Source organism: Fictibacillus sp. NRS-1165, assembly GCF_050468105.1.
Lineage (GTDB): Bacteria > Bacillota > Bacilli > Bacillales > Fictibacillaceae > Fictibacillus_C > Fictibacillus_C terrinigri.
Map to the genome: position 1 here is coordinate 15,162 of NZ_JBDPNU010000017.1, position 25,923 is coordinate 41,084.

Annotated in this window: 27 protein-coding genes and 2 tRNA genes; all 29 read right to left on the reverse strand. The window is 45.1% G+C overall.

The window, feature by feature from the left end; translation table 11 throughout:
- Positions 1 to 93: 93 nt before the first annotated feature.
- Positions 94 to 1,071, reverse strand: coding sequence for a serine/threonine protein kinase (locus tag ABHN01_RS06555; protein WP_429874903.1), 978 nt, complete (start codon positions 1,069 to 1,071; stop codon positions 94 to 96).
- Positions 1,037 to 1,783 (reverse strand): VWA domain-containing protein, encoded by a 747-nt coding sequence (locus ABHN01_RS06560; protein ID WP_429874904.1) that lies wholly within the window; start codon positions 1,781 to 1,783, stop codon positions 1,037 to 1,039. Before ABHN01_RS06560 ends, ABHN01_RS06555 begins: the two co-directional genes overlap by 35 nt.
- Before the next feature lie 94 nt (positions 1,784 to 1,877).
- Positions 1,878 to 4,373, reverse strand: a complete 2,496-nt coding sequence (gene spoIIE, locus ABHN01_RS06565) for a stage II sporulation protein E (RefSeq protein ID WP_429874882.1) — start codon at positions 4,371 to 4,373, stop codon at positions 1,878 to 1,880.
- 190 nt (positions 4,374 to 4,563) lie between these two features.
- A tRNA-Glu gene (locus ABHN01_RS06570) sits at positions 4,564 to 4,638 on the reverse strand.
- 24 nt (positions 4,639 to 4,662) lie between these two features.
- Positions 4,663 to 4,739, reverse strand: a tRNA-Met gene (locus ABHN01_RS06575).
- Between the two features lie 339 nt (positions 4,740 to 5,078).
- A complete protein-coding gene (locus ABHN01_RS06580) occupies positions 5,079 to 5,570 on the reverse strand; it encodes a S1 domain-containing RNA-binding protein (protein ID WP_290402341.1) in 492 nt (163 codons plus the stop codon).
- A gap of 66 nt (positions 5,571 to 5,636) precedes the next feature.
- Positions 5,637 to 6,017 carry an FtsB family cell division protein gene (locus ABHN01_RS06585; protein WP_429874883.1) on the reverse strand — a complete coding sequence of 127 codons (381 nt, stop codon included), beginning with the start codon at positions 6,015 to 6,017 and terminating at the stop codon, positions 5,637 to 5,639.
- Positions 6,018 to 6,027: 10 nt separating this feature from the next.
- Positions 6,028 to 6,630 (reverse strand): spore cortex biosynthesis protein YabQ, encoded by a 603-nt coding sequence (gene yabQ, locus ABHN01_RS06590; protein ID WP_429874884.1) that lies wholly within the window; start codon positions 6,628 to 6,630, stop codon positions 6,028 to 6,030.
- Positions 6,627 to 6,935: a sporulation protein YabP gene (gene yabP / locus ABHN01_RS06595; RefSeq protein ID WP_290402338.1), complete on the reverse strand. Its 309-nt coding sequence runs from the start codon at positions 6,933 to 6,935 to the stop codon at positions 6,627 to 6,629. Before yabP ends, yabQ begins: the two co-directional genes overlap by 4 nt.
- Positions 6,936 to 7,064: 129 nt before the next feature.
- A complete protein-coding gene (locus tag ABHN01_RS06600) occupies positions 7,065 to 7,346 on the reverse strand; it encodes an RNA-binding S4 domain-containing protein (protein ID WP_290402337.1) in 282 nt (93 codons plus the stop codon).
- The gene (locus ABHN01_RS06605) at positions 7,347 to 7,619 is read right to left on the reverse strand and encodes an HU family DNA-binding protein (protein ID WP_429874885.1); all 273 of its coding nucleotides are present in this window, start codon (positions 7,617 to 7,619) and stop codon (positions 7,347 to 7,349) included.
- 117 nt (positions 7,620 to 7,736) lie between these two features.
- Complete coding sequence (gene mazG, locus ABHN01_RS06610; RefSeq protein ID WP_429874886.1) at positions 7,737 to 9,188, reverse strand: nucleoside triphosphate pyrophosphohydrolase; 1,452 nt, start codon at positions 9,186 to 9,188, stop codon at positions 7,737 to 7,739.
- A 1-nt stretch (position 9,189) separates the two neighbouring features.
- Entirely contained in the window at positions 9,190 to 10,785 is a 1,596-nt protein-coding gene (locus ABHN01_RS06615) for a putative polysaccharide biosynthesis protein (protein ID WP_429874887.1), read from the reverse strand.
- Between the two features lie 199 nt (positions 10,786 to 10,984).
- Positions 10,985 to 11,521 (reverse strand): stage V sporulation protein T, encoded by a 537-nt coding sequence (spoVT, locus tag ABHN01_RS06620; RefSeq protein ID WP_290402333.1) that lies wholly within the window; start codon positions 11,519 to 11,521, stop codon positions 10,985 to 10,987.
- Between the two features lie 158 nt (positions 11,522 to 11,679).
- Positions 11,680 to 15,213 carry a transcription-repair coupling factor gene (gene mfd, locus ABHN01_RS06625; protein WP_429874888.1) on the reverse strand — a complete coding sequence of 1,178 codons (3,534 nt, stop codon included), beginning with the start codon at positions 15,211 to 15,213 and terminating at the stop codon, positions 11,680 to 11,682.
- A 178-nt stretch (positions 15,214 to 15,391) separates the two neighbouring features.
- Complete coding sequence (locus tag ABHN01_RS06630) at positions 15,392 to 15,622, reverse strand: anti-sigma-F factor Fin family protein (RefSeq protein ID WP_290402331.1); 231 nt, start codon at positions 15,620 to 15,622, stop codon at positions 15,392 to 15,394.
- Between the two features lie 71 nt (positions 15,623 to 15,693).
- Positions 15,694 to 16,254, reverse strand: a complete 561-nt coding sequence (gene pth, locus ABHN01_RS06635) for an aminoacyl-tRNA hydrolase (protein ID WP_429874889.1) — start codon at positions 16,252 to 16,254, stop codon at positions 15,694 to 15,696.
- 210 nt (positions 16,255 to 16,464) lie between these two features.
- Positions 16,465 to 17,133, reverse strand: a complete 669-nt coding sequence (locus ABHN01_RS06640; RefSeq protein ID WP_429874890.1) for a 50S ribosomal protein L25/general stress protein Ctc — start codon at positions 17,131 to 17,133, stop codon at positions 16,465 to 16,467.
- A gap of 100 nt (positions 17,134 to 17,233) precedes the next feature.
- Complete coding sequence (locus tag ABHN01_RS06645) at positions 17,234 to 18,187, reverse strand: ribose-phosphate diphosphokinase (protein ID WP_290402328.1); 954 nt, start codon at positions 18,185 to 18,187, stop codon at positions 17,234 to 17,236.
- A 49-nt stretch (positions 18,188 to 18,236) separates the two neighbouring features.
- A complete protein-coding gene (glmU, locus tag ABHN01_RS06650) occupies positions 18,237 to 19,610 on the reverse strand; it encodes a bifunctional UDP-N-acetylglucosamine diphosphorylase/glucosamine-1-phosphate N-acetyltransferase GlmU (protein WP_429874891.1) in 1,374 nt (457 codons plus the stop codon).
- Between the two features lie 233 nt (positions 19,611 to 19,843).
- Positions 19,844 to 20,134: a septation regulator SpoVG gene (gene spoVG, locus ABHN01_RS06655; protein WP_053356264.1), complete on the reverse strand. Its 291-nt coding sequence runs from the start codon at positions 20,132 to 20,134 to the stop codon at positions 19,844 to 19,846.
- Between the two features lie 162 nt (positions 20,135 to 20,296).
- The gene (locus tag ABHN01_RS06660; RefSeq protein WP_290402326.1) at positions 20,297 to 20,674 is read right to left on the reverse strand and encodes a RidA family protein; all 378 of its coding nucleotides are present in this window, start codon (positions 20,672 to 20,674) and stop codon (positions 20,297 to 20,299) included.
- Positions 20,675 to 21,505: a pur operon repressor gene (gene purR, locus ABHN01_RS06665; RefSeq protein WP_290402325.1), complete on the reverse strand. Its 831-nt coding sequence runs from the start codon at positions 21,503 to 21,505 to the stop codon at positions 20,675 to 20,677.
- A gap of 89 nt (positions 21,506 to 21,594) precedes the next feature.
- Positions 21,595 to 22,479 carry a 4-(cytidine 5'-diphospho)-2-C-methyl-D-erythritol kinase gene (gene ispE / locus ABHN01_RS06670; RefSeq protein WP_290402324.1) on the reverse strand — a complete coding sequence of 295 codons (885 nt, stop codon included), beginning with the start codon at positions 22,477 to 22,479 and terminating at the stop codon, positions 21,595 to 21,597.
- A gap of 137 nt (positions 22,480 to 22,616) precedes the next feature.
- Positions 22,617 to 22,793, reverse strand: coding sequence for a small, acid-soluble spore protein, alpha/beta type (locus ABHN01_RS06675; RefSeq protein ID WP_290402323.1), 177 nt, complete (start codon positions 22,791 to 22,793; stop codon positions 22,617 to 22,619).
- A gap of 130 nt (positions 22,794 to 22,923) precedes the next feature.
- Complete coding sequence (veg, locus tag ABHN01_RS06680) at positions 22,924 to 23,184, reverse strand: biofilm formation stimulator Veg (protein WP_290402322.1); 261 nt, start codon at positions 23,182 to 23,184, stop codon at positions 22,924 to 22,926.
- Positions 23,185 to 23,397: 213 nt separating this feature from the next.
- Positions 23,398 to 24,273, reverse strand: a complete 876-nt coding sequence (gene yabG / locus ABHN01_RS06685; protein ID WP_429874892.1) for a sporulation peptidase YabG — start codon at positions 24,271 to 24,273, stop codon at positions 23,398 to 23,400.
- Between the two features lie 86 nt (positions 24,274 to 24,359).
- Positions 24,360 to 25,235 carry a 16S rRNA (adenine(1518)-N(6)/adenine(1519)-N(6))-dimethyltransferase RsmA gene (gene rsmA / locus ABHN01_RS06690; RefSeq protein ID WP_290402320.1) on the reverse strand — a complete coding sequence of 292 codons (876 nt, stop codon included), beginning with the start codon at positions 25,233 to 25,235 and terminating at the stop codon, positions 24,360 to 24,362.
- Positions 25,232 to 25,789, reverse strand: coding sequence for a ribonuclease M5 (gene rnmV, locus ABHN01_RS06695; RefSeq protein WP_290402319.1), 558 nt, complete (start codon positions 25,787 to 25,789; stop codon positions 25,232 to 25,234). Before rnmV ends, rsmA begins: the two co-directional genes overlap by 4 nt.
- Positions 25,790 to 25,923 lie beyond the last annotated feature (134 nt).

Below are 25,923 nucleotides of genomic sequence, written 5' to 3' on the forward strand. Positions count from 1 at the left end.
CCTTGCTTGCCTTCGTCTAGTTAATTTTCATGAATACAGCCTCTCGGGTAGTATACCAAAAAAGGAGAACCCTGTAAGAAGTTGAAACTGCCGCTACATGGACTGGCTGACCAGATAAAACAGATAGACAATAAACAAAAATGAACCTAGCAGAACCGTTTCAAACATGACCGCTCTTTTCTTTTTTTTCTTTTTAACCCTCTGCCCGGATCGGCTGGCCGTCCGCTGTCCTTTTGCAGGAGGTGCCGACATTCTGCTTGTTCCCTTATTATTCAGGACGGAAACCATATCATTGCGCATCTCTTCGGCACTCCTGTATTTTCCGTACAAGCCTTTAAGGAGCACCGATTGAAATGGAGAAAGCATAGCACTGTTTTTAACCGCCTCTTTCAGCTGCCCCCCTCCATCCTTCCTGTTCTCAAACCGCTGGGGATAAGCCAGATTGATCATAATCATGCTTGCTGCGAACAGATCATAGGATGGTTCCGCTTTTCGAGTACCAAGGCCCCAATAGCCCCGGTCAAAAAACTCCGTATATTCCTTGATCGAACGCCCGACTTGGGTGGTCCCTCCTACATCAATCCATCGGACGCGGTGCGGCGGCCCAACGACAAGCAGGTTGTCGGGCTTTAAATCACCAAAGACCCATCCAGCCTGATGAAGCATCTGAAGATCGGTCAGAAGCTGGACGAGCAAAATTCCCGCCCATTCAGGCTTATGGTCTTTCATGAACTGAAACAGCGTCTCGCCTTTTAAGAACTCCATCACATAAAAAGGGATCTGCTGCTGGCCGTGAACGAAATCATCCACATCGATCAAAGAAGGCCCAAGGATTTTTCCTTGGACCCTTGAAAAGTGCTTGAGCACATTGACTTCGGAAATAATCGCCATGCTGTCATGACCAGTTTTTACAGCGACCTGGCCATTTCTTCCGGAGGCAAGATAAACGGTGCCAGTTGCGCCCGAGCCCAGTTCTCTAATGATGGAATACTCGTTTCGGTGCCATTTGCCTGTAATCCGTTCACCGGCTCTGAGTTTAAAAACCTGACCCTTCGATGTATTCTTCTTCATCACCGGTGATCAATCTCCTTTTTGAACGCCTGTTCGTGAATTCATTGATCGCGGCTTTTATGGCCGGACCGGTCGGGGTAATTCCCCCCGATGATAACTTGCTGAACGCACTGGTAATTGAATTTAGCTGAGGAGTCCAATCAATCAGCTTTTCGGTATCGTCCTTTTTGCCAGGGAACGAAAACAGAGCGAATTGATTGTAGCCCATTCTGGAATTCAGAGAGATGGAGAGGTCAATGAGCGATTCCTGTACGGTAGCCAGCTTTTTCTCCATGCTGCCGGACGCATCTACAAGGATGATCAGCTCCAGATCCATCGTTTCCCCGAGATCGTCAACCACCTCCATGACTTCCCCTCGTTTTTCAGGCGGAAGGTCCTCAATAGTCGAATCTTTTCCTAGAATCTGCTGAAGCTCGCTGTTGATGACGCCATGAATCGTCTGCGTCATCCCTTTTCTGGTAACCATCTGAACGGTCTGGGAGAGCTGTGCCGTGTTCACGATCTGGCTGACACCGCCTCCTGACAAAGATATGTCCTCCACTTCTTTTAAGCCTTTATGAAGGTATTCAGGACTGTTTTCTTCCATTATGCCGATGACATTTACCGTGATGCCGTGTTCACGGGCAAGCGCTGCCATCGCAACCGGATCCTCACCCTGATTGGAGCAGCCATCCGTGATTAAAAGCACCTGGCGCAGTGTACCTTTCTTCAAATCCATATTTAAACGTCTCCTCTCATCATGTTTTTGCTGTTATCATCCTTGTCATCGATGAGAGGATTTATACTTTTATTCTTCTTTATCTTTCTTATTGAGCCTTCGGGCGTTTAATATTGATCTTCGGGAAATGTGGAATGGAAGCCCACTTCGGAATATTGCGGTTGATTTTAGCGACGACCACCGTCATATCATCTTCTATTGAATTGGATCCTGTACGAATGACTTCCTCCATCAGCAAGTCGGCGACTGCTTGGGGATCATCTGTCCCCATCTCTTTGATTTTCCGTTTCATCCATGCATTAATGTTCTCAACATGCTTAGGCCCTTCATAGATTCCGTCGCTCATCATGATGAGCAGATCCCCTGCCTTAAGCTGCTCACTGACCACATCCACTTCAAACTCTTCTATAATGCCGATCGGGAGGTTGCTCGCCTCAATGATCCTTACTTGGTCACCGCGCTTCACAAAGCTTGGCGAAGAGCCGATTTTCAAAAATTTCAGCGATGCGTCCTGAAGATCGATCATCGCCAGATCAAGGGTAGAAAAAATTTCGTCGGTTGTGCGAAGAGAAAGTACAGAATTGACCGACTTGATCGCTACTTCCTCATCAATTCCTGATTTTAAAATCTTTTGAAGCAGCTCCAATGTTTCATTGCTCTCCTTGAAGGCCCGCTCCCCGTTTCCCATACCGTCTGATATCGCGATCGCATATTTTCCGCCGCCGAGTTCGATGGTGGAATGGCAGTCTCCGGAAAGCCAAGCCCCGCCCTTCGCCGCAGAAGCGATGCCTGTCTCAATCACAAACTCGCGGGCGGATCCGAACGACACGTGACAGTAGCCGTTCTGGTAATAACCGCACTCCTCTTTTTTTACGACAATCGTCTCCTGAAGGATATCCGATAAAAGCGGGGCGATGATCTTTTCGCACTCCCCGCTGCCCTGGCAATACGGCAGGCTTAGTTCAATATCAACATTGGACGCCTCAAGGCTGTACACATCAATATGCCCCAGTTCAATGCCCGCATGAAGGATCGCCTCTTTAATCTGCTCCTCCTGTACCTGGTGATTGGCATGTTCCCGCTGGATTTCCTTCGCAAAGTCCCCCATGACCTGCGAAACGCCGAGCAGTTGATTGGCAACGAGCTTCCGGCTTTCCTGCACCTGCTGCTTTAGCTTCTGGCTCGCTCGATACTGAGAAAGCTCTTTCGCGATGGCTTCTGTGATCTTTTGCGGCTTTACACAATGTTTTTCCCATTCCAGTTTGAGGCGCCGGTCCCTTATTTCTTGATAATGTTCCTGCTCGGTCATAATTTGGGACATCATCTCATACGTTTTAGTAAAATTAACCGCCCAGCACTGTTCCTTCTTAAAACAAGTCTGGCACGTTTTCTCTGTGATATTGCTTAAGAACAAATCAACTTCACGGTCGCTGCTCTCTTCATATTCATCTTCTCCATAAGATGAGAAGGAATGAGAGAGCGCCTGAAACATGGAAGAGAACTGTTCCACACGGTTCGCTGTCACATCTCTGATTTTCTTTACATATTGCTGCTGTTCGTTCGAATGCTCCCGGGATCCGGGCACATAGCGCGCAATGCCTGAGATTGCAGCATTAGGAGTAAGCAAAAACAACGCGATCGCGATCGCGGACTCTATCATGGTTTGAACAATGGCCACATTACCTTCCCCATACAGTCCAATCAGCAGAGTACCTATCAGAAGGCCGACTCCGACACCCAGCCGCTTTCCTTCCTTCAGCAGCCCGCCAAGCAGTCCGGCAAAAGCAAGCAGGCTCATCTGATAGAGGCTTCCTACATTCGCCAGGCTTAAGATTAACCCTGTGACGACGCCGACCGTTGAGCCGATCGCCGCTCCGCCGACAAACGCGAACATCAGAACTAAATATCTCGATACGATATGTTCAACCGAATAATGGTGTATTTCCCATCCGATGGTCCCGGTCATGACAGAAGCCAGCAGTATCATAAAACAAATAATTTCTTCATTCTTTAACGATTGAGGAATACGCTTGAAGTTTAAGAGAGGAATGCTTTGCAAAAAGATTAAGGTCAGTACCATGCCAAGTGCGGCTTCAACCGTCCCCATCATGTACTCATTGATCTGCGGAACTCCAGAAGTAAAGAAAATCGTCAACAGCCTGGCGGTTAAGCTTGTCATGAACACGACAGCCGGTACCCATCTCGCCCGGTTCTTTGTCAGCAGGTCAGCGGCTTTCTGATAGACCGCATAGATAATGACGCCTGTTATTATGTACAATGCATTGATGGGCATATGGGAAAGCGCACCGGCCACCAATGATAAAATGGCCATGCCTGTCCGTTCCTTCCGCAAGATGAACACTGACGCGATCAGCGGCAGCGCAAAAGGTGTTATTTCTGATAGAATCATAGCCCGTCCAAGTAAAAATCCAACCGCGAACAACAACAGTCTCCAGTTCAAGAGCACACTTTCCAGTCTGTGCATGAAGCGTTTACTCATACCGATTGAAAGATTCTGCGTTTTCTCAAACCAAACCATCGCCCGAAGAGGTTCCATTACATTTCTGTCCGCCTTTTGATACATCCTCCACACCACCCCGTTTAGTTTTTGTGTCTATCATTATAACCACAGCCGATTCACATTTTTTGTCAAATCATTAGAGCATGTTCAAAAAACTTCTCGACGAACAAATACAAAAAACCCTGTATTTAGGAAAAATGCTTTTTTCATCGCATTTGTCCCCAAAAATACAGGGTGAATAATTATAAGTAAATGGTGACCCGTACGGGATTCGAACCCGTGTTACCGCCGTGAAAGGGCGGTGTCTTAACCGCTTGACCAACGGGCCCTCTTCATTTTTTGCAGAAAAACATGGTAGCGGCGGAGGGAGTCGAACCCACGACCTCACGGGTATGAACCGTACGCTCTAGCCAGCTGAGCTACACCGCCATGTTAAAGACACAAATAGTATATTACAAGAATCCTAGTAACCTGTCAACGTTTTTTCATAAAAAGATAAAAAGAAAAGGTGAAGTGACCGGCTAGACCCGACAAGCGCTGGAGTTCTAGAGCATAAAACGGATTTTTTGTTTTCTGCTCAAGAGCGGAGCGACCCCGAGGGTCTGGTCACTGGAGCTGGACAAAACAAGAAAAGATGAAACTGGATCAAATGAACAGATGAGAAGCCGATTGTCCTGAATTTCCTCAAAAAGAAAAGACATCCCGTTGTGAGATGTCTGTATATTTATATAAGGTTGTGAAGCTTGAGCATTCGGAATCAGCAGCCTATTAGCCTCGGCGAGCTCCGCGTCCGCCGCGTTTTGACTCAGTTTGGCGTTTCAATGTTGCCAGACGGTCTTCACTGTCTTTTAAGAATTTACTCATTTTATCTTCAAATGTTACAGCCGTGTTAAAACCACCATTGCCGCGAGGGGAACCTTTGCGCTGTTTGTTGAATCCGCCTTTAGATGGGCCGAATCCGCCGCTTTTCGGTGCACCAAAGTTTCCTTTGTTTGCTCCGTAGCTGTTTCTCATCGGCGCAGGGTTATCCTTTGCTTTTTTAATGGACAAGCCGATTTTGCCGTCTTTTTCAATATTCATGACTTTAACTTCGACTTCATCCCCGACTTTTAAGTGGTCGTTGATGTCCTTAACATAGTTGTCTGCAACTTCACTAATGTGCACAAGTCCGGTTGTTCCTCCTGGCAGCTCGACAAACGCTCCAAAATGAGTAATTCCTGTAACCTTACCTTGCAACTTGCTGCCTACTTCAATTGACATGAAGAAAATGCTCCTCCTTAGGTATTCATAAGTTTACTTTATTATACATGTGAAAAATTCATGATGTCAATCCGACGAAGACCCAGGTACTTTAAATACGGTCTCACCCTTCTTTGACATAAAATAATCACGTCTTGCAATCTCGCCGATATAATCAACGTCTTTTAGTTTATGCACTTCATCTTTTAATTGTGACTTCTTATCCTTTGTCTCCACTAATTTGGCCTTCAGGTATTTCTCCTGCTTTCCTTTTTCCTCAATAGTGGCCATCTGGGAAGTGATGGTTGAGATCAGCATAAAGGCAAAGAAGGAAAAAACCACCATAAAAACCGCCAGGCGCCGATACAATCCACGTTTTTTCTTCGCGTCGATCTTTTGCTGGAGATGATGTTCTTTAACGTAGCCCGTATTTAATTCAGTGATCTTCTCTTTATTAAACTGGACCATGTCCACCCTCCTATTTCTCCTGTTTGCGGAACCAATTTTGGACTGTATTCTTCAGAGAAATAAGAATCCCTGCTTTTTTTAGCCATTTACCTTTTAAATTATACCATGTTTGCATGGGAATGAAACGTGAAATCAGTCTAAATAACCATTTTATTGGAGAGAAAATAATCTTCAGCAGGGTGAAAACAATGGCCCATACCCATCTTGACGCCAATAGGCCTATGGCAAAAATGATAGAAATTGCCCATTTTATAGGTTTTATGATAAGTCCATAGAAAAGCTGTATGAAAAAGCGGAACAATTTTGTGACGATGCGGATCAGCAATTCCAGCAAACGTTTATAGCCAGTTTGAAGCAAGGCCTTATAAAAACTGAAGCCGCACAATAGAGCCGCAAAAATATACAAACGGAGATTGGCATGGTTCACATGAAGCAGAACATAAAAGACAATCAAGGCCTGCAGAAGCCAGAAAATCACATCATTGATAAAGTGCAGCCAGTACCATTTTCGGCGTTCATGGACGAAACGGCCATACGTGTCAATGGCCATCCCGATCCATATCCCCATGGCTGCCATGGACAGCATCGTTTGGAATTGAACAGATAAGGTCATTTGAAAAGCTTGCCGAAAAATCCTTTAGTTTTTTCCCCGCTCTGCTGGTCAAGATAAACAAGGTCGAATACTTTCCCTTCTATGGACACCATGCCGGATTCCACATCCAGATTTTTCATCTTCAGGTTGGTTCCACGGATCGCCAAAAAGCCCATTGTCGTTTCCAGGAGAAACTCTTCGTTGTCAAAACTTTCCACCTGCTTGACACCGGTGATCTCGAGTTTTTTCCGGCCGACCATCTTCACATCGTGATCCGGAAGATTCGTATTGCTAGTCAAGGAGCCATAGTTATGATATTGGTCCATTCTAATCCCCCTCTTTCGCTTTATGTTTATGAAAAGAGGGACAACTTTAGAACAGCGATGAAAACAAGAAATTTGTTTTCGGCCTTCCTCTGTAAATTGAAATCATTTATAGAACAAAAAAAGAAGAACCTAAAACTTAGGTTCTTCTTCCGTTGATTGAAGTGATTCCTCATTGATGATGGTATACATTTGGTCAGCGTCCTCTTTTTTCGTGTGTTCCTTCAGCTCGTCTACACGGACGGTGACAAGCTTTTGCCCGAAACGGATCGAGAGCTCGTCACCCGCTTTTAAAACCGAAGAGGATTTCGCCTGTTTGCCGTTGATGGCGATGCGGCCTTGATCGGAAATTTCTTTTGCTACCGTCCTTCTTTTAATCAGACGGGAGACTTTAAGAAATTTATCAAGACGCATTTACTTTACAGCTTCCTTTAGCTTGTTGCCAGGACGGAAAGCCGGAACTGTAGAAGCAAGAATATTAATTTCTTCTCCAGTTTGGGGATTGCGCCCCGTACGGCTTGAACGCTCTCTTGTTTCAAACGTTCCGAATCCGACAAATTGTACTTTGTCTCCGCTTTTCAACGCATTTGTAATCTCATCAACAAGACCGCTTACTACCACTTCAACGTCTTTCTTTGTTAAACCTGATTTCTCAGCAATATTTGTGACTAATTCATTTCTGTTCATTTTAAAAAAACCTCCTTCGTCATTCTTTCAAAAGATTCGGGGAAAGTCCAGAAAACTTAAGGGTTCTGCTGGCTCTCGAACAATATTCTCTAAGAAAAAACAGATTCCTTCCGGGTTTTACAAATTTTCTTTTGCCTGATTCCAGAGCTTGTCCATCTTTTCAAGAGAAGCATCCCCAGGAGCTAACCCTTCTTTGTTTAATTCGTTTTCAATATAGCGAAAACGGGTGTAGAACTTTTGATTCGTCAAAGCCAGGGCCTCTTCCGGATGAATGCCGTAGAAACGCCCAAGGTTTACCAAGGTGAACAGGATGTCACCGAATTCCTTTTTGCGTTCATCGTCCGATTCCGCGGCCTTCCATTCATCGAACTCTTCCCTGAGTTTATCTAATATAGGCGTGACTTCATCCCAGTCAAAGCCGGCCTTCGCCGCTTTTTTCTGATAATCATAAGCTTTATGTAGAGCAGGAAGCCCTTTAGCGACCCCATCCAGCAGTGAGCGGCGGTGCTCATTGCCTTTCTCAGCGGACTTGATCTTATCCCAATTTTGAAGCACTTCATCCGCTGTGTCGGCCTCCACGTCACCGAACACATGCGGGTGGCGCCTGATCATCTTTTCCGCGAGGACAGAGATTACTTCGTCCATTGAAAAATATCCTTCATCTTCACCGATCTGGGCATGCAGCAGGACTTGGAGAAGAACATCACCCAATTCCTCTGCCAGATGGTCATCATCTTCTTCATCGATTGCTTCCAGTACTTCATAGGATTCCTCGATCAAATACTTTTTCAGTGACTGGTGTGTCTGCTTTTTATCCCAAGGACAGCCGTTTGGCCCGCGTAACTCTTTAATAATCCCGCGGAGATGCTCAAAATCCCGATACAGCATCTCCTCATGATCTACCGGAGGAACATAGACGGCAGTCAGGTTGTTGAGCGTTACCGAACGGTCAAGCTCATAAAGCGGAACCCATTGAATGGATTCCCCGGCACTTCCTGCAGCCGTAACAACAGCCACCTTAAAGTCATCAGGATACTTTTCCATTAACGTCAGTTTCACTTCAGAAGCAATGAAATCGTCGTAAACTTGAACGATAATGACGTGGTTTCGAATCTGAATCTGTTCCTTTTTCAAGCTGGTTCCATCCAAAATCTGGCACCCTTCGATCGGGTCAATTTTTAGAGCTGTATACATCTCATCCAGGAAGCTTTTTCCCCCTGCCACTTTCACTTCAATACCGCGGCTGTTCGCTTCGTTCAACAGCAGCTGTACCGTTTGCTCTGCAACCAGTGGATGGCCGGGCACTGCATAGGTTATATGGCCGGAAGATGCTTTTTCAAATAACACCGAGGTGATCTCACGATAAACTTCTTCAAAAGCATCATGTTTTTCATAAATATCATCAAAGAAAGTCATGCTGACGCCTTCCCGCTCCAGCTCAGAAACAGCCGGATGGTCTTTTGTACGGACGTAGACATGCTGTGACTGAAGCAGCGTTCGGTATACACCGACCGTAAGCTGGTCTATATCCCCTGCTCCCAGTCCAAGTATTGTAATAGAGTAAGGCATATTAACTCCTTCTTTCTGTCCATCGTTTCAGCACATGCTGTAATTTTTGCAGTCTAAGGATGCTTACCAGTTCTTCTGCCTCAATTACCTTCGCTGTGGTGAGTGCCGCCAGAAGAGCGATCCCCCCCCCTGCACTGGCAGCGATCGAAATGACAGCATCAGAAATCCTGGATTCCGCCAGCACCTGATCCAGGCCTGACTTAATGAGCCATGCAGCCAATGACATTACAGCCGCGGCCCCGCCGATGCGTATCCCATGAAATTTTCCTGCAGCAGCAAATGCCGTTTTTCTTTCCAAAATAACAAGGTTTATTGCTGCGGCGGCTACGGATGCAAGTACAGTGGCAAAGCTTGCACCCAAAGAACCCCATAATGGCATGAGGACAAAGTTCCCTGTGATTTTTGCGATAAAAGAAGCGGATACGCTCATCACTGGAACCGTACTGCATCCTAACCCCTGCAAAAGGCCGGTGGATACAAGGAAAAGTGAAACGGTCAAGATCGAGATTCCAAGGACTGCAATCTCAAGAGACCCCTCAGTACTTTCAAAAAGCATTCGGTTTACAGGTTCGATGATCACGGCTAGTCCTGCCGCTGCTGCCAGACCGATAATAAAAACAGCCTTGATGGAAATCCCGCATGTCTTTTGAATTCGTCCATAGTCCATGTGCATTTTTGCAGCGGCAACGGCTGGAACAGCTGCAAGTGAAACAGAAGTAGCTATGACGGTACCCAGCTGAAGAAGCGGCTGAGCTCTGTCAAAGATCCCTTTTAGGCTCCTCGCTTCCGCTGGGTCCATGCCATTTTGCCGCAATAGATTAACGAACGTAAACGCATCCGCCAGCTGAAACAAAAGCAGGATCATGGAGCTGATTGATAGAAGAATACCCGCTGAGAGCAGCTGAAAGCCAGTCTGTATGGAAGGCTTTAACCCTATGGTCCATCCTTTTTTCCGATTTTCAGACCTGTAGAAATAGATAGCCAAAACGAGCAGCCCTGCTAGAGAACCGGCTACAGAACCTATCGAAGCCCCTGCACCCGCCATATATACATTGTAGCCATGTGATATAAAATAATATGAAAATCCAATGATACAAGCCACCCGGACCGACTGTTCCGTTACCTGGGAAACAGCGGTCTGTTTCATTTGTTCACACCCTTGAAAGATTCCCCTGAACACCGCCACAATGGGTACGGTCAAGTAAATAAATGAGGTTGCCTGTATCGGAACTTGAAGCCCGGGGTCCCCCATCCAGAAAGCGATCTTAGCTGACCCCAAAAACAAAACAAGAAACAAGAGCAGCCCCGCTGCAAAAAATGCGGTAAACCCACTCTGAATAATGGTTCCCCGCTCTGTATCTCCAAGGTTATCCGACCTTTCAGAGAGCACTCGGGAAAGAGCAACAGGAAACCCTGCAAGTGCAAACGTTGATGCGATGCCGTAGAACGGATACACCTGCTGAAACACATAAAATCCAGTATCCCCTGTTATATTTTGATAAGGAATGCGGTAAACCACACTTAAAATTTTTACGATGAACATAGCGATGGTCAATAAAAGCGCTCCATGCCATATCCGTTTTGAATGTTCGTCCATACCTGCTCCTAACCATGGTTCTAACGACATATTATAACATAGATAGAAAAGCTGAAGCGCCTGGTTAGAGACGAAAAGCGGTGGAGCTCCCACACAGCAAGTGTGAGAGCGAAGTGCCCGAGTCTCTGGGCGGTGAAGCTGGATCAGGCAACGGCGCGATCGTTAACGCAAAAAAAGAAGGAGCCTCGGCATCCTTCTTTTAGTGTTCCATTTGTCTGGCTAGAAACCCTGCTGCAGTTTCTGCAAGCTTTTGCTCGAGTTCTGTGATTTTCTTTCCTTCTTTCGACAGTAAAGCAACGGCTCCAATTGGATCCCCGCTCGCTACGATCGGTGCGATAACGTAAGATGATGATTCTCTCGTTCCATCTACAATCTCTACTTCACTGCCATTGGAATCGAGCAACGATTTTCTGTCGTTCATTGAGGATTCAATCACTTTCCCGATCGCTTTGTTCAGATAGTCCTTCTTTGATCCCCCTGCTACTGCAATAAAGGAATCACGGTCAGCAATAAGAACGGAATGCCCTGAACTTTCAGCCAAGGATTCTGCGTATTCTTTTGCAAAATCACCGAGCTCATTGATCGGCGAATATTTCTTTAAGATGACTTCACCATCTCTATCTACAAAGATTTCTAGAGGATCTCCCTCTCTGATGCGGAGCGTGCGGCGAATCTCTTTCGGTATAACAACCCGGCCAAGGTCATCGATACGGCGTACAATGCCTGTTGCTTTCATGGAATAATGCCCTCGCTTTCAAATGATGTAATCACTGGATGTATATAATTAATGAAACCTTCTTTTGAAGATTGTTCCATTCCCTGCTAGTATTATTTGTTACATTAACAGTTCTATTCATCAAAAGCGTGTTGTTTTTGACCGGGCATTATTTCCCACTACGATCTTGTCTTCGCTTTGTCCTTTTTGACACTTTTCAGTTTCTTCAGCACCTGCTCCATCGCCTGGAGGAGTTCTTTATCAGAGATGCGTTTTTTGTTGAATACGATTTTGAGTCTTTCTTTTTCTACACCAAGATTAATAAATCTGCCGAGCTTGTTCACAATATCAAACAGCTTCGCACCGTCAATTTTCTCTGTTGCTTCCTTCGACAGCATGATGTTGACGACATCACCTTTTTGTTCGATACTGTCCACGCTTTCCTGTTTGGCGAGCTCCTTGATCCGGGCGATAAACAGCAAGCACTCGACTTCAACCGGATAGTCTCCGAAACGGTCGATCAGGCTGTCATGCAGTTCATCCACATCCTTCAGTGAGTTTACTGCCTTAAATTGCTTATACATGTCAATTTTTTGTTTGCTGTCTTCTATATAGGTTGAAGGAATATAGGCGTCCACTTCAATATTAATGTCGATCACCGGCGTCGTTTTCTTCGGTTTATCCCCTTTTCTTTCTTCAATGGCCTCCTGCAGCATCTGAGAATAGAGGTCGAAACCTACCGAGTCGATGAAGCCGTGCTGCTGAGCTCCCAGCAGGTTTCCTGCTCCCCTGATCGACAGGTCACGCATGGCAATTTTAAAGCCTGAACCAAGCTCTGTGAATTCCTTGATCGCCTGAAGTCTTTTTTCAGCTACTTCCGTAAGCACTTTATCCCGCTGATACGTAAAATACGCATAGGCCACCCGGTTGGAACGTCCAACCCGCCCCCTTAATTGATAGAGCTGGGATAGGCCCATTTTGTCAGCATCATATACGATCAATGTATTTACGTTCGGGATGTCAACACCCGTTTCGATAATGGTCGTAGAGACAAGAACATCGGTGTTGCCCTCAAGAAAGTCCAGCATGACCGATTCCAGTTCGTTCTCTGACATCTGTCCATGGGCTGCAGCTACACGGACATCAGGAATCAAAGCAGATATCTGTTCTGCCATCCTGTCGATCGTTTCTACACGGTTATACAAGAAGTAAACCTGGCCTCCGCGCCCCAGTTCCCGTTCGATGGCTTCTCTCACAAGGGAGGCGTTATATTCCACCACATACGTCTGGACAGGGAAACGGTTTTCAGGCGGTGTTTCAATGACCGATAAATCCCGTACCCCGAGCATCGACATATGAAGTGTCCTCGGTATTGGTGTCGCAGTTAAAGTCAGTACATCGACATTGGATTTCAGCCGTTTGATCTTCTCTTTATGAGTAACACCAAACCGCTGTTCCTCATCAATAATAAGCAGCCCAAGGTCATGATACTGAACATCCTTGGATAGTAAGCGGTGGGTACCGATCACGATATCAACGGTTCCGTTCTTCAGCCCTTTTGTCACTTCCGACTGTTCCTTTTTGGAACGAAATCGGCTCAATGATCCAATGGTAATCGGAAACTCTGCAAAACGTTCACGGAAGGTTTCATAGTGCTGCTGAGCCAAAATCGTAGTTGGGACAAGAAATGCCACCTGCTTGCCGTCCATGACCGCTTTAAAAGCTGCCCGGATCGCCACTTCGGTTTTTCCGTAGCCGACATCACCGCAAAGAAGGCGGTCCATCGGGCGTGTTCGTTCCATATCCGTTTTGATCTCGTTGATCGCCCTAAGCTGATCGTCCGTTTCCTGATAAGGAAAAGAAGACTCAAATTCCTGCTGCTCCGCTCCGTCTTTTCCGAACGCATAGCCGACACTGGCTTCTCGCTCAGCATAAAGCTTGATCAAGTCATCCGCAATATCCTGTACAGAAGATTTAACTTTGCTTTTGACTTTCTTCCAGTCATTGCCGCCCAAAGCATAGATTTTCGGTTCCTTCGCTTCTGAACCGACAAACTTCTGCACCTGGTCGATCTGCTCGACCGGCACATAGAGCTTGTCATTTCCGGCGTAGCGAATATGAAGATAATCTTTATGGACCCCCTTGATTTCAAGAGTTTCAATTCCCAAGTACTTCCCGATCCCGTGATTGACGTGTACGACGTAGTCGCCGACTTTAAGCTCTGAGTAGCTTTTGATCCGCTCTGCATTGGACATTTTTTGAGAGCGAACGGGACGCCTTGCTTTCTTTGTAAAGACCTCTTCCTCTGTGATGACGGCGAGCTTCTGTTTTGGAGATTCAAACCCGCTCGACAAGTCACCGATCAAAATTTGATTCACTCTAGGCTTCAGTGCTGTATCACCGGAGATCAGGCTCGCTTCCATCTCGTAATCAGCCAATACACGTTCCAGACGCTTGGCGCGTTCCTCGTTCGCCGCCAGGAAGACAACCGTGTATCCTGTCTTCTTCCACCGATCCAATTCACCTTTCAGCACATGAAGCTGGCCATGAAAATTCTGCATTCCTTTGCTTTCGACATTTAAAATATTCTGCGGATTCGTATGCGGTACATGGCGAAGGAAAAGCGAAAGATAGATTTTGTGGAAGTTCGCCTTCTGCAGGATATCACCCTCCTGTGATAAACGGATATCTGTCAAGATCTCTCCCTGCATTAGCATCGAAGTATGCCATTCTGCCTCTTCTTTTTCAAGCTGATTCGACATCTCCTGAACACGGCTCACTTCATCCATTACGATAATACTGTTATTCGGCACGTAATCCAGCAGACTGGAAGGCTCATCATAAAATAAAGAAATATATTTATACATCCCCTGGAAGCGCTGCTTTTCTTTAAATTGGCCAATTTCATAGGCTGTATGTTCAACTAGCGTTTCTTTGACCTGCTTGTCTTTCACCTTTTTAAGAGTAGCGGCCACTCCCGCTTCCATCTTTTCAACGGCATTTTCAAATTGTTCATTGTACAGCAGAATCTCCTGTGCAGGCCCAATCGATATTTTATCGGCCTTTTTGTCAGAACGCTGCGTATCCGCTTCAAAAAAGCGGATTGAATCGATTTCCGTATCAAACAGCTCGATTCGGACTGGCATTCTTTCGGTTAGCGGATAGATATCCAGAATTCCTCCGCGCATGCTGAACTCGCCTGGTGCCGACACCATGCTTACCCTTTCGTACCCTATGGCCACGAGAGTGTTTAATACGTGCTCAACATCAATGTCCATTCCCGTTTCAAAATCAATCTGGCTTTGTTTCCATACATTTCTCGGCGGCAGAAATCTTCTGACACCTGCAATCGGAGCTATAATAACGCCTTTATCCTTGTGAGACAAAAAGTTCAGTACCTCTAACCGCTGAGCTTTTAACTCCGGACTGGCAATTGCGATTTCTGAAGAGATCAAATCATTGACCGGATAGAGAAAAATCTCATCTTCCGGCAGCAGGCTGCATAGGTCTTCATAAAGCTTTTGAGCCTGATAGAGATTATGAGTGATAACAAACTGTGTTTGTCCGGTCTGCTCATATAATGAGGCAATCAGCAGCGTTCTGGCGGATCCTGATAATCCTGCAACAAGCTGCTCCTTCAGGTTTTCCTTTAAACCAGTCAGTACAGCCTGAAAATCATCGCTCTTGCTGTAGAGCTGTTTAAGTCCTAACATGTAAACCTCCCCCCTGATGAAATACAAACCCGCGTATTCCTCAGTACTATGTTGTATATGCTTACTGTTCGTGTTTCTTGCTCTTTTCCCGTCTATGATGGAAATATTCTATGCTTCCACACAACAGAATCTGTTCAAAAACAGAAAAAGGCCTTGGCCAGCTGCCAAAGCGACTTTCTTATTGAATAAAAGAATCGAGCGCATAGTAATCCGGGTTTCGTTCAAGCGCTTCATGACAATCCTCGCAAATGGTTTTGACTTGTACATGCCCTTGCTTGTCATAATTGATCATCGCTTGCCTTTCTTCAGATGTAAGCTCATGAAAACCAAGCTGTTCTGAAGTCAGTTCCTTCTGATCCAGACTCCCCACGTGCTTTCCACAATGGCGGCAATGATAATGAATAGCCAATACTCTAGCCCCCTATCCGGTTCACATTATGTTATGTTACAACCATTATGAACGGAACAGGGGATTTCTATTCAGCCGTTGTACTTATTCATAACGCGTGAAAAAGGCATGGAAAGGAAAGCTTCGCACGCGTCCGCTGACCGTTTTAAAGCTGACTCTATAAGAGGGGCATCCTCTTTAGAGAACGGACTGAGAACAAAATCCGGTACTGGCTGAGCATTGGCCGGCCGTCCAATGCCAAAGCGGACCCTGTTATACTCCTGAGTGCCAATATGGGCAATAATAGACTTCATTCCATTATGTCCGCCGGCACTTCCTTTTTCCCTCAGCCTCAGTTTTCCTGCTGGCGTATCCAGGTCATCATAGATCACGACCATATCCTCCACAGAAAGTTTGAAGTAATCCTTAAATGGGCGGACACTTTCTCCTGATAAATTCATATACGTTAACGGCTTTAACAGATATACCTTTTCTCCATTGATCACACCACTTCCAAAGATTCCTTTAAATTTCGACTGATTCAATGGAATATCAAGACGTTTCGATAATTCATCGATTACCCAAAAGCCCACGTTGTGGCGTGTATTTTCATATTCTCTGCCCGGATTTCCGAGACCTACAAACCATTTCACATGAAATCCTCACTTTCTAAATAAAAAAAGGCATTGTCCAGCAGCTTATGATAATGCTAACCCTTATTATACACTAAACGGTGCTGCTCATTAATTAAGAATGCCTGCACAGAAAGCTCAATGGTCCTTTTTACGCGGCCTGAGCCAGACAATGATCAAAACAAACGGCGCAGCCTGCTAGCTGCGCCGTTCTTTATCGGTATCTTTTGCTTATTTATCCTGGCCGGTACCCTTGTCCTCTTCATCCACAGCTTTTCCTTCTGCATCTCCGCCTGGATCGGCTTCTGCCTCTTCTCGATCTTCATCATCTTCGACTTCCGTATCAGCAACAGTCGGAGGTGTAACGGTTAGAACAACTTCCTCCTGATCATCTACAATTTCATAAGAAGAAGAGGTTTGAAGATCTTTTACAAGGATGGAATCCCCGATATTCAGATTTTCGGCATTCACTTCTATGTGATCCGGAAAATCATTCGGTTTAGCTTTTACTGTCACCGTATGAAGAATCCGTTGAAGAACTCCGCCTTCTTTAACTCCAGAAGATTCGCCTGTAACCGTAAGAGGTACATCGGCTTCCATGGCTTTTTGAAGGTCAACCACGATGAAATCAATATGTCTGACCTCATTTTTCAAGTGGTCTCTTTGTATTTCCTGAACCATCACCGACAATTTTTGCTTATCATCAGTAACAAGGGAAATAACTCCGTTCATTCCATGATCTTTAATAACTTTTATAAACTCTGTTTCGGTAACAGCTACAGACTGGGGTTCTGTGCCGCTGCCGTATACTACTGCGGGCACGTCGCCTTTTTGTCTAAGTTGAGTGATATAAGAACGCTTTGTGGTATTTCGTTTATTGGCTTTGAGTTCTGTTGCCATATTATTTCACCCTTCCTAAATATGAGTCCCTATAAGAATTACCCTATTTTACGAAGTTTAAAACTAAGCAAGCAAAAAGCATGCCTCCAAAAGCTGTCTTTTAATCAAATAGTTTCGAAACAGAGAGCTGTTCGTGAACGCGAATAATCGCTTCTCCAAGCAATGGAGCCACAGATAGCTGAGTAACTTTGTCCGTGCGTTTTTCGTTTGGAAGAACAATCGTGTTTGTTACGACAAGCTCTTTAATCCTGGAATTCTGGATGCGCTCCATTGCAGGACCTGATAATACAGGGTGTGTACAGCAAGCATAGACTTCCTTCGCTCCGTTTTCAACAAGGGCGTTTGCCGCAAGTGTAATGGTACCTGCAGTATCGATGATATCATCAATCAGAATCGCTGTCTTGCCTTCAATGTTACCGACAATATTCATCACTTCGACAACATTCGGCCGCGGGCGTCGTTTGTCAATAATCGCGATTGGAGCTTTCAGGCGGTCCGCCATTTTTCTGGCACGCGTTACTCCGCCGTGATCAGGTGATACCACAACAATATCATCGAGTTTTTTATCTTCAAAGTAATTGGCAAGAATAGGAACACCAAGAAGCTGATCCACTGGAATATCAAAGAATCCCTGAATTTGGGTGGCGTGAAGGTCTATGGTGATAACCCTTGTCGCCCCTGCAGTTTCTAAAAGGTTTGCTACTAGTTTTGCTGTAATCGGTTCACGTGCACGCGCTTTTCGGTCCTGGCGGGCATATCCGTAATAAGGAATAACCACATTGATCGTTTTGGCTGAAGCACGTTTAAGCGCATCAATCATAATAAGCAGTTCCATTAAGTGCTGATTAACTGGGTCGCTTGTAGACTGAATAATATAAACTTCGCTTCCGCGTATGCTTTCTTCGATGTTGATTTGAATTTCACCATCACTGAAGCGGGTAACAGAGCTCTTTCCAAGATCAATTCCGATATGCTTCGCAATTTCCTGTGCGAGTTCAATATTTGAATTTAACGTAAAAACCTTTAACGTAGAATCAACATAACTAGTAGCCATTAACACCTATTCCTTCCGTTTTATAAACTTCATGCCATTTTCACAGCTTTTATAACTTATTCTTTAATTTTGAAACGTAATCTTCTTTCGTCGTCTGTCTGCTTCTAGCGATGGAAAAGGCTTCACCAGGAACATCATCTGTAATGGTTGATCCTGCAGCCACATAAGCATTTTGACCAACTGTAACCGGCGCGATCAAATTAGAGTTGCAGCCGATAAAGGCGCCATCTTCCACTTTCGTTAGATACTTGTTCTTTCCATCATAATTCACGGTGATCGATCCGCAGCCGAGGTTCACTTCTCTGCCAATCTCTGCATCACCGATATAACTAAGATGAGACGCTTTGCTTCCTTGCGCCATCACAGACTTTTTCACTTCAACAAAGTTGCCAATCTTTACTTGGTCTTCAATAGAAGAAGCTGGGCGGATATGGGCGAATGGCCCGATGTTTGCTTCATTCCCGATCTCGCTGTCATGAACCACGGACTGTTTGATCGTATTTCCATTTCCGATCTTGCTGTCTTTAATTTCGCTGTTCGGACCAATGATATTGTTTTCTCCAATGACAGATGATCCACTAATCATTGTCCCAGGATAAAGGATGGTGTCTCTTCCGATGACTGCATCAGACGAGATGTACGTTTGTTCAGGGTCAACGATGGTTACACCGTTTCTCATGTGCCCTTCATTGATTCGTTTTTTCATCGTTTTCTCTGCTTGAGAGAGAGCTACGCGGTCGTTGACACCAAGCGTTTCATCAAAAGATGGAGTCTGATAAGCCGCTACGACCTCACCTTTTTTCTTTACGATCTCAACCACGTCCGGTAAGTAGTATTCTCCCTGAGAGTTATCATTATTGACAGAAGAAAGAGCCTCAAATAAAGACTGGTTATCGAAGCAATAGGTTCCTGTATTAATTTCCTGTACTTTCTTTTCTTCGTCACTTGCATCTTTGTGCTCAACAATTCTTTCAACTGTGCCGTTTTCATTGCGAAGTACACGTCCATATCCTGCAGGGTCTTCTGCCTTTGCGGTGAGGATGGTAACTTTCGCATTCGTAGCTTGATGCTCATCGATCAGCTTCTGCATCGTTTCTGCAGTAATCAGAGGAGTGTCGCCGCATACGACAAGCGTAATGCCTTCTTCCTTTGACAAGGCGTCATCTGCCTGCATGACTGCATGAGCTGTACCTAGTTGTTCTTCTTGAAGTACATATCCTGAACGGTCTCCGAGCTGGTCCTTTACCTTTTCGGCTCCATGACCCACTACCGTTACAATCTTTTGCATGTCCAATTGAGAGATCTGATCGACCACGTGTTGTACCATCGGTTTGCCGCAGACAGGATGCAATACTTTATATAGACCGGATTTCATTCTCGTTCCTTGACCTGCAGCTAACACTACTGCGAAGCGTTTACTCATAAATGACCTCCACTATTATTTTATTCTTACATTGCTGATATTCCCTTACGAATATATCCTATAATCACAGTCATTTCAAGGAGTGTGAAGGATTTGTCAATCTATTGTTAAAAAGCTCCAATCCTATGGCAGAGACCGGACCGCGCGCGTCCGTTAGATTAAAACAGTTACAGGCAGAAAACGCCACAAAAAAAGAACTCCTCTTAGATGAAGGAGTTCTTTTGTTCACGTTATTAGGATGCCCCTGCTTCTTCAAAAGCAGATTCCATCTCACCCATTCTGTGATACTCCGTCAACACCGCGTTTTGAATCTTTTCGCGTGTGCTGGACGTAATTGGGTGAGCGATATCTCTGAATTCACCATCCGGCGTTCTTTTGCTAGGCATAGCAACGAACATTCCGTTATTCCCATCGATTACTCGAATGTCATGGATTACAAACTCATGATCAATCGTAATCGAAGCAATCGCTTTCATACGTCCTTCCGTATTCACCCTTCTAAGTCTTACATCAGTCACTTCCATTCCAAACACCACCTTTTTCCATAAATAAGAACGTATAACAACATTTCTTCATTCTCTTTTAAAATCCTTCTATATAAAATAAAAATTTTTAAAAAATTGCGTAAAATAAAAAATAGCCCCTTTAAAATTAAAAAGGGGCTATTTCCCTATATTTCTTATCTTTTATGGCCTGACTAAAGCAATGACTTCAATTTCAATTTGCGCATCTTTCGGCAGACGGGCAACCTCCACACAAGAACGGGCAGGTTTGTGTTCTGAGAAATATTCGCCGTATACTTCATTAATGGTTCCGAAATCATTCATATCCTTGATAAAAACGGTTGTTTTCACCACTTGTTCGAGTGAAGAGTTTGCTTCTTTCAATACAGCCTGAAGGTTTTTAAAGACCTGATGGGTTTGTGCGGCGATATCGCCTTCCACCATCGTTCCTTCTGCGGTCAATGGAATCTGGCCGGAACTGTAAAAAAGATTATTCACAACCATACCCTGTACGTATGGTCCGATTGCTGCAGGTGCTTTTGCCGTCTGTACCTTGTTCATTTATCTCTTCTCCTTTTGAATGAAGTAGTTTCCTTCCTCAACCTCTATCTTCTGTTCCTTTTCGTTCACACTGGCAAGCCGGGTTAATGACACATAATCATCAACGAGCCTCTCTGCTCCATCCTGTGCTTCTACGAGCACACCGATCCCTGCCACTTCCGCCTGGAATTCCTTGATCAGGCTGATCATTCCGCGGATCGTGCCGCCGGCCTTCATGAAGTCATCAATAATGAGCACGTTGGCACCCTTCTGGATGCTTCTTCTCGCCAGCGCCATCGTTTGAATGCGTTTTGTCGAACCGGATACATAGTTGATGCTGACAGTGGACCCCTCCGTCACTCTGCTGTTGCTGCGTACGATTACGACAGGAACATTCAGCTGCGAGGCCACTGCATATGCCAAAGGAATACCTTTTGTTGCAACCGTCATTACCGCATCTATCTTTTGATGTGAAAACACAGAGGAGAATAGCCGTCCGACCTGATTGACAAGATTAGGATTGCCGATAATGTCCGTTAAGTAAAGATACCCGCCGGGAAGAAGCCGTTCTGGATCTTCCAGCATCCCGGTCAGTTCCTCTATGATCTCTTTTGCCTCACCTTCAGAAACAGATGGGATAAACTTTACGCCGCCCGCTGCACCGGCCACCGTATGGATAGAACCAATTCCCTGATACTCAAAATTTTCTTTAATGATGGCCAAGTCTTCGCTGATGGATGATTTGGCAGACTGGTACCGCTCTACAAAGTATGATAATGGAATCAACTGATGGGGATGCTGCAGCAAGTACGTTGTTAAGTCAACCATTCTTCCGCTTCGTTTTAACTTCATCCTGATCCTCCAAAAACCGAATATTTGAAGTTAATATACCATTTTCATACGTTTTTTATCAACAACAAATGAAATTTCCCGTAAGAACATTAACCTTTAAAGTCTTCTTGGCCTTCGCCAAGCAAACGTACAGCGTAAACTTCATGGCAAAACCCTCTTAGCCCATTGTACACACGATTAACGCGTGACTCGTGCTGGAATAAGCCAAAAACCGTGGGGCCGCTGCCACTCATGAGCACCCCGTCTGCGCCGAGTCGATGCATTTGATCCTTGATCTGTTTAACTTCCGGATGAAGTGGAAGAGTCACCGTTTCAAGGACATTGCCCAGCTCTCCGCAGACTCCTTCATAATCGTTTGATTCGATCGCACGAATCATGGCCTCAATGTCCGGATGATCAATGGAATCAGTATCGAGCCTGCGATACACTTCAGCGGTCGATACACCGATCGGCGGCTTGGCAAGGAGAACCCAGCATGGCGGAGGAGCCTTAATATGCTGAATATGTTCCCCTCTTCCTGAAGCGACGGCCGTACCGCCATACACACAAAATGACACGTCAGAACCAATCTTCGCCCCTAGGACAGCGAGTTCATCCAAGGAAAGCCCTAACTCCCAGAGCTCATTCAGCCCTTTTAACGCAGCGGCCGCATCACTGCTTCCCCCTGCGAGGCCAGCGGCAACTGGAATATGCTTTGAAATGTGGATCCCTACGCCTTTTTTGACCCCAAATGTCTTTTTGAGCAGCAGGGCCGCTTGAAAAGCCAGGTTCCGCTGATCGAGTGGTACGAATCCTCCAGTCGACTCAATCGTGATCCGATCTTCCTCAAGCAGTGTCAGTTCCACTCGGTCGGAGAGGTCTACCGTCGTCATGATCATTTTTACTTCATGGTACCCATCCTCCCGTTTACCGAGAACATCCAATGACAAATTAATTTTTGCCGGAGCCTTGATGGATATCTTATTATCATTCATAAAGATTCCCCTATATTATTAAGATAACTTGATACTATCATAAAACGGAAGGAGCCACTATATTGAATAGCGCGATCTGCTGAAACCGTGTATTCCATACTAAAAAACCGGAGCATGGCTCCGGCGTCTCGCATATTTTATTGCTGTCGGGACAGGTTCTGCTGCGCGATTTCAATGGCGCGCTTTACCATATTGCCTGCATCCTTTGACCTGATTCCGCCCCAGCCTTCCTGTTGGACAGTATCATAAAATCCAAGGTCCTTTGCAAGCTCCATCTTGAATTGTTCAGACATCATTCCACGTCTTCTGCTCATGATGCAATACCCCTCTCAAAAATAAGCGATAAGGGTAGTATTTTACTATGTTTCAATAGTTATGTATCAGTGATTGGCTATCCGTGCCTTCCTTTATGGAAAACAGACAAAAAAAAAGCAGTAAGGTTTCTTACTGCCCGCTAACCACCTGGGATTCTTCTAAGAAAGTTAGTTCAACGGTTTCTGTTAATACGTCAGCGTAGCTGTAAGAAACACGTTCAAAAGCGTTGGTGTCCTGATCCAGTTTAATAATAAATACGGCAGGGTATGTTTCTTCTAAAGTGCCAAGTCGTTCGATCGTTTTGCGACGACCTCCGTTGGCTCTTAGAGAAAGTCTCTTACCCACGTTAGACTCTAAAATTCGTCTAATGTCCACAATTGTTTTACTCATATCGGCTCCACCTCACTTAGACAAATTGTAACACAAATCGCTACTTTTTGTCAAATTAAAACTAAAATTATAGCAATTATGAAGTTCTAATGTCAATGAAAAATTATCCTTTTTTCACTTTTATTATGTTGCAAATTGTAAAAAGTATGTATAGCTGCCAAGAATCTTTTTTTCGGAAGCAAAAAACCTCCAGCAAAATACGCTGGAGATCCCTTATTGAATATAGGTTTGTGATTTAATCGGCATGCCAGTCCGCAAGAATCCTTTTGATTCGACCCCGCCAAGCCCATCCCGTCCTGTAAGGGTATTCCTCAGCACATCCATGACGTTTACGTGCTCCATAAAGGAGGTGAGACTGATTTTGGAAACAATATAGACAGGATCCAGGGCATGGATATTAATTCTTGCCGGCGAACTCGCAAAATTGCTGCCCGCTTTTATTAATGATTCAAAATGGGATTGGCAGGCTCCCGCAAAAATCATTAAATGATCCAGCTGAGGGTATTTTCTCCGTATTTCTCTAACCGTTCTTACAAAAAATTTAGTATGCCGGTACGCCTGCATATCATCTATCGATCCTTTGCTCTTCATGTATGCATCGTGACCGGTGATAACCAGAATATCGGGACGAACCTCATCGACGAGTGCTGGCACTTTATCCGGCATCTCTGTTTCCTTCAGATGGATGCCGTATACAGGAACACCTAGCCGTTTGTAGAGCTCCAGGCATTTGCTCAGATATAGGGGATCGCCATCTACATGAAGAACCCGGCCCGGCAGCTCAAAATAAGATTGATCATACTCATAGCCGTTTGTTGACAGGTATTCCCTCTTTTGCCTGAGCAGGTAGTAATCCTGTCTGAACAATTTATAAGAGGACTCTTCTTTTTCCTGCCCGGCCTGCCGTCTCTCATGCTGCTGCTGCGGCGACATGGCTACAAGATCAGCGACTGGGGCATCAGCAATCAGCCTCATCTCTTCTCCTGCGAGATCAGCCACTGTTTTATCTTCATTAAACCCTACGATACGAAACAATAGGTCACATTGATATGACATTCTGCCAACCACTGATCCGATTTCAAGTTTCATCGAACTCCCCCTGTTTGGAGAAAAGTACAAATCCCAGTTACATCATCCTTTTTAAAGATATGATACCGGGACTTGAAACATGAGTCTCATTTTAGGATGGGCGCTAAAGCATCCGCCAGTTTTGCGAATTCTTCAATGGTCAGTGTCTCGCCTCTGCGTTTTGGATCAATCTGTATCTTCTCAAATACCTTTTCAAGCGGCTCTCGCTTCTCCTTTAATGGAAGGTTGTTCAGCAGGTTGTTCCAAAGTGTTTTTCTCCTTTGGGCAAATGACGACCGAATCACTTCAAAGAAAAAGTCTTCATCCTTTACCTGAACAGGGGGCTCTTTTCTAAGCGTCAGCCTGATCACAGCGGAATCCACGTTTGGTGCCGGAACAAACACCGTTTTAGGCACTTTAAGAACCGTCTCTGCTTTCGCGTAGTATTGAACGGCGATCGAGAGGGAGTTATAATCCTTTGTTCCCGGTTTAGCTGCAAGCCTGTCCGCTACTTCTTTCTGAATCATACAAACGATTCCGCGAATCGGAAGTTTCTCTGTTAAAAGCTTCATGATGATCGGTGTGGTTACATAGTAAGGAAGGTTTGCCACTACCATAATATCTTCGATCCCCTGAAACTCTTGCGCGATCACTTGAGAAACGTCGGCTTCAAGAATATCAGAATGAATGACTTTTACGTGTGGATAGGGCCCCAGTGTTTCGCTTAAGATGGGGAGCAGACGCTGATCGATCTCGAAAGCAACGACCTTTTTTGCCTGGCGTGCGATATGCTCTGTTAATGCACCGATTCCCGGTCCGATTTCAATGGCGCCAGACTCCTCTGTTAAATCAGCTTGAGCTACGATATTATTCAATATATTACGGTCAATCAAAAAATTTTGACCGAGGCTTTTCTTAAATGTAAAGCCATGTTTTTTTAATATGGCTTTTGTACTTTGCGGATTTGAGATATCCTTCATCATTCCCGCTCCTCCTGTAAAATTTCCTTCATGGCGTCAGCAAATTGCTGTTCAGTGATCTGAAACATCATTAATCGCTTATGCAGCTGCTTTCCGTTCATATAGCCGATCTTCAAGCTTTTTCCAAGCTTTTCTCTTCGAGCCTTTGCCTTGTCCCCACCAACGAGGCCGGCAGATACGAGATCGTTCCATGAAATTTTTTCTGTTTCTTCTATATATTCTTCTTTCACATGACGCAGTGCTTCTCTTATCGATTCCTTGGAGGCATGTTCCACTCCAACTCCTCGTTTATTTCTTGCGATCGCTTCCTTTTTGGGAAGGAACGCATGCTTGCAGCCGGGTATCCGGTTTGAAATGATCTTCCTGATCCGCTCCCCCGGATAATCGGGGTCCGTAAACACGATAACTCCCCTTTTTTCCTGAGCAAGCCTGATTCGTTCTATCGTCTCCTCACTGATCTCTGAACCGTTTGTTTCAATGGTGTCCGCATTGACCGCATTCTGGATCACGATGGTATCACTTTTTCCTTCTACCACGATTACTTCTTTAATTTTCATGATTTCCTCCCAGGTCATGCAAAAACTACTTCCTAGTATACCCTTACTTTTCTGTAAGGAAAATAAAAAGCAGAGGATAGGCATCCGTACCCGCTTCTGCGGGCATGATGCAGTTCCCCTGCTTCTCTACAATA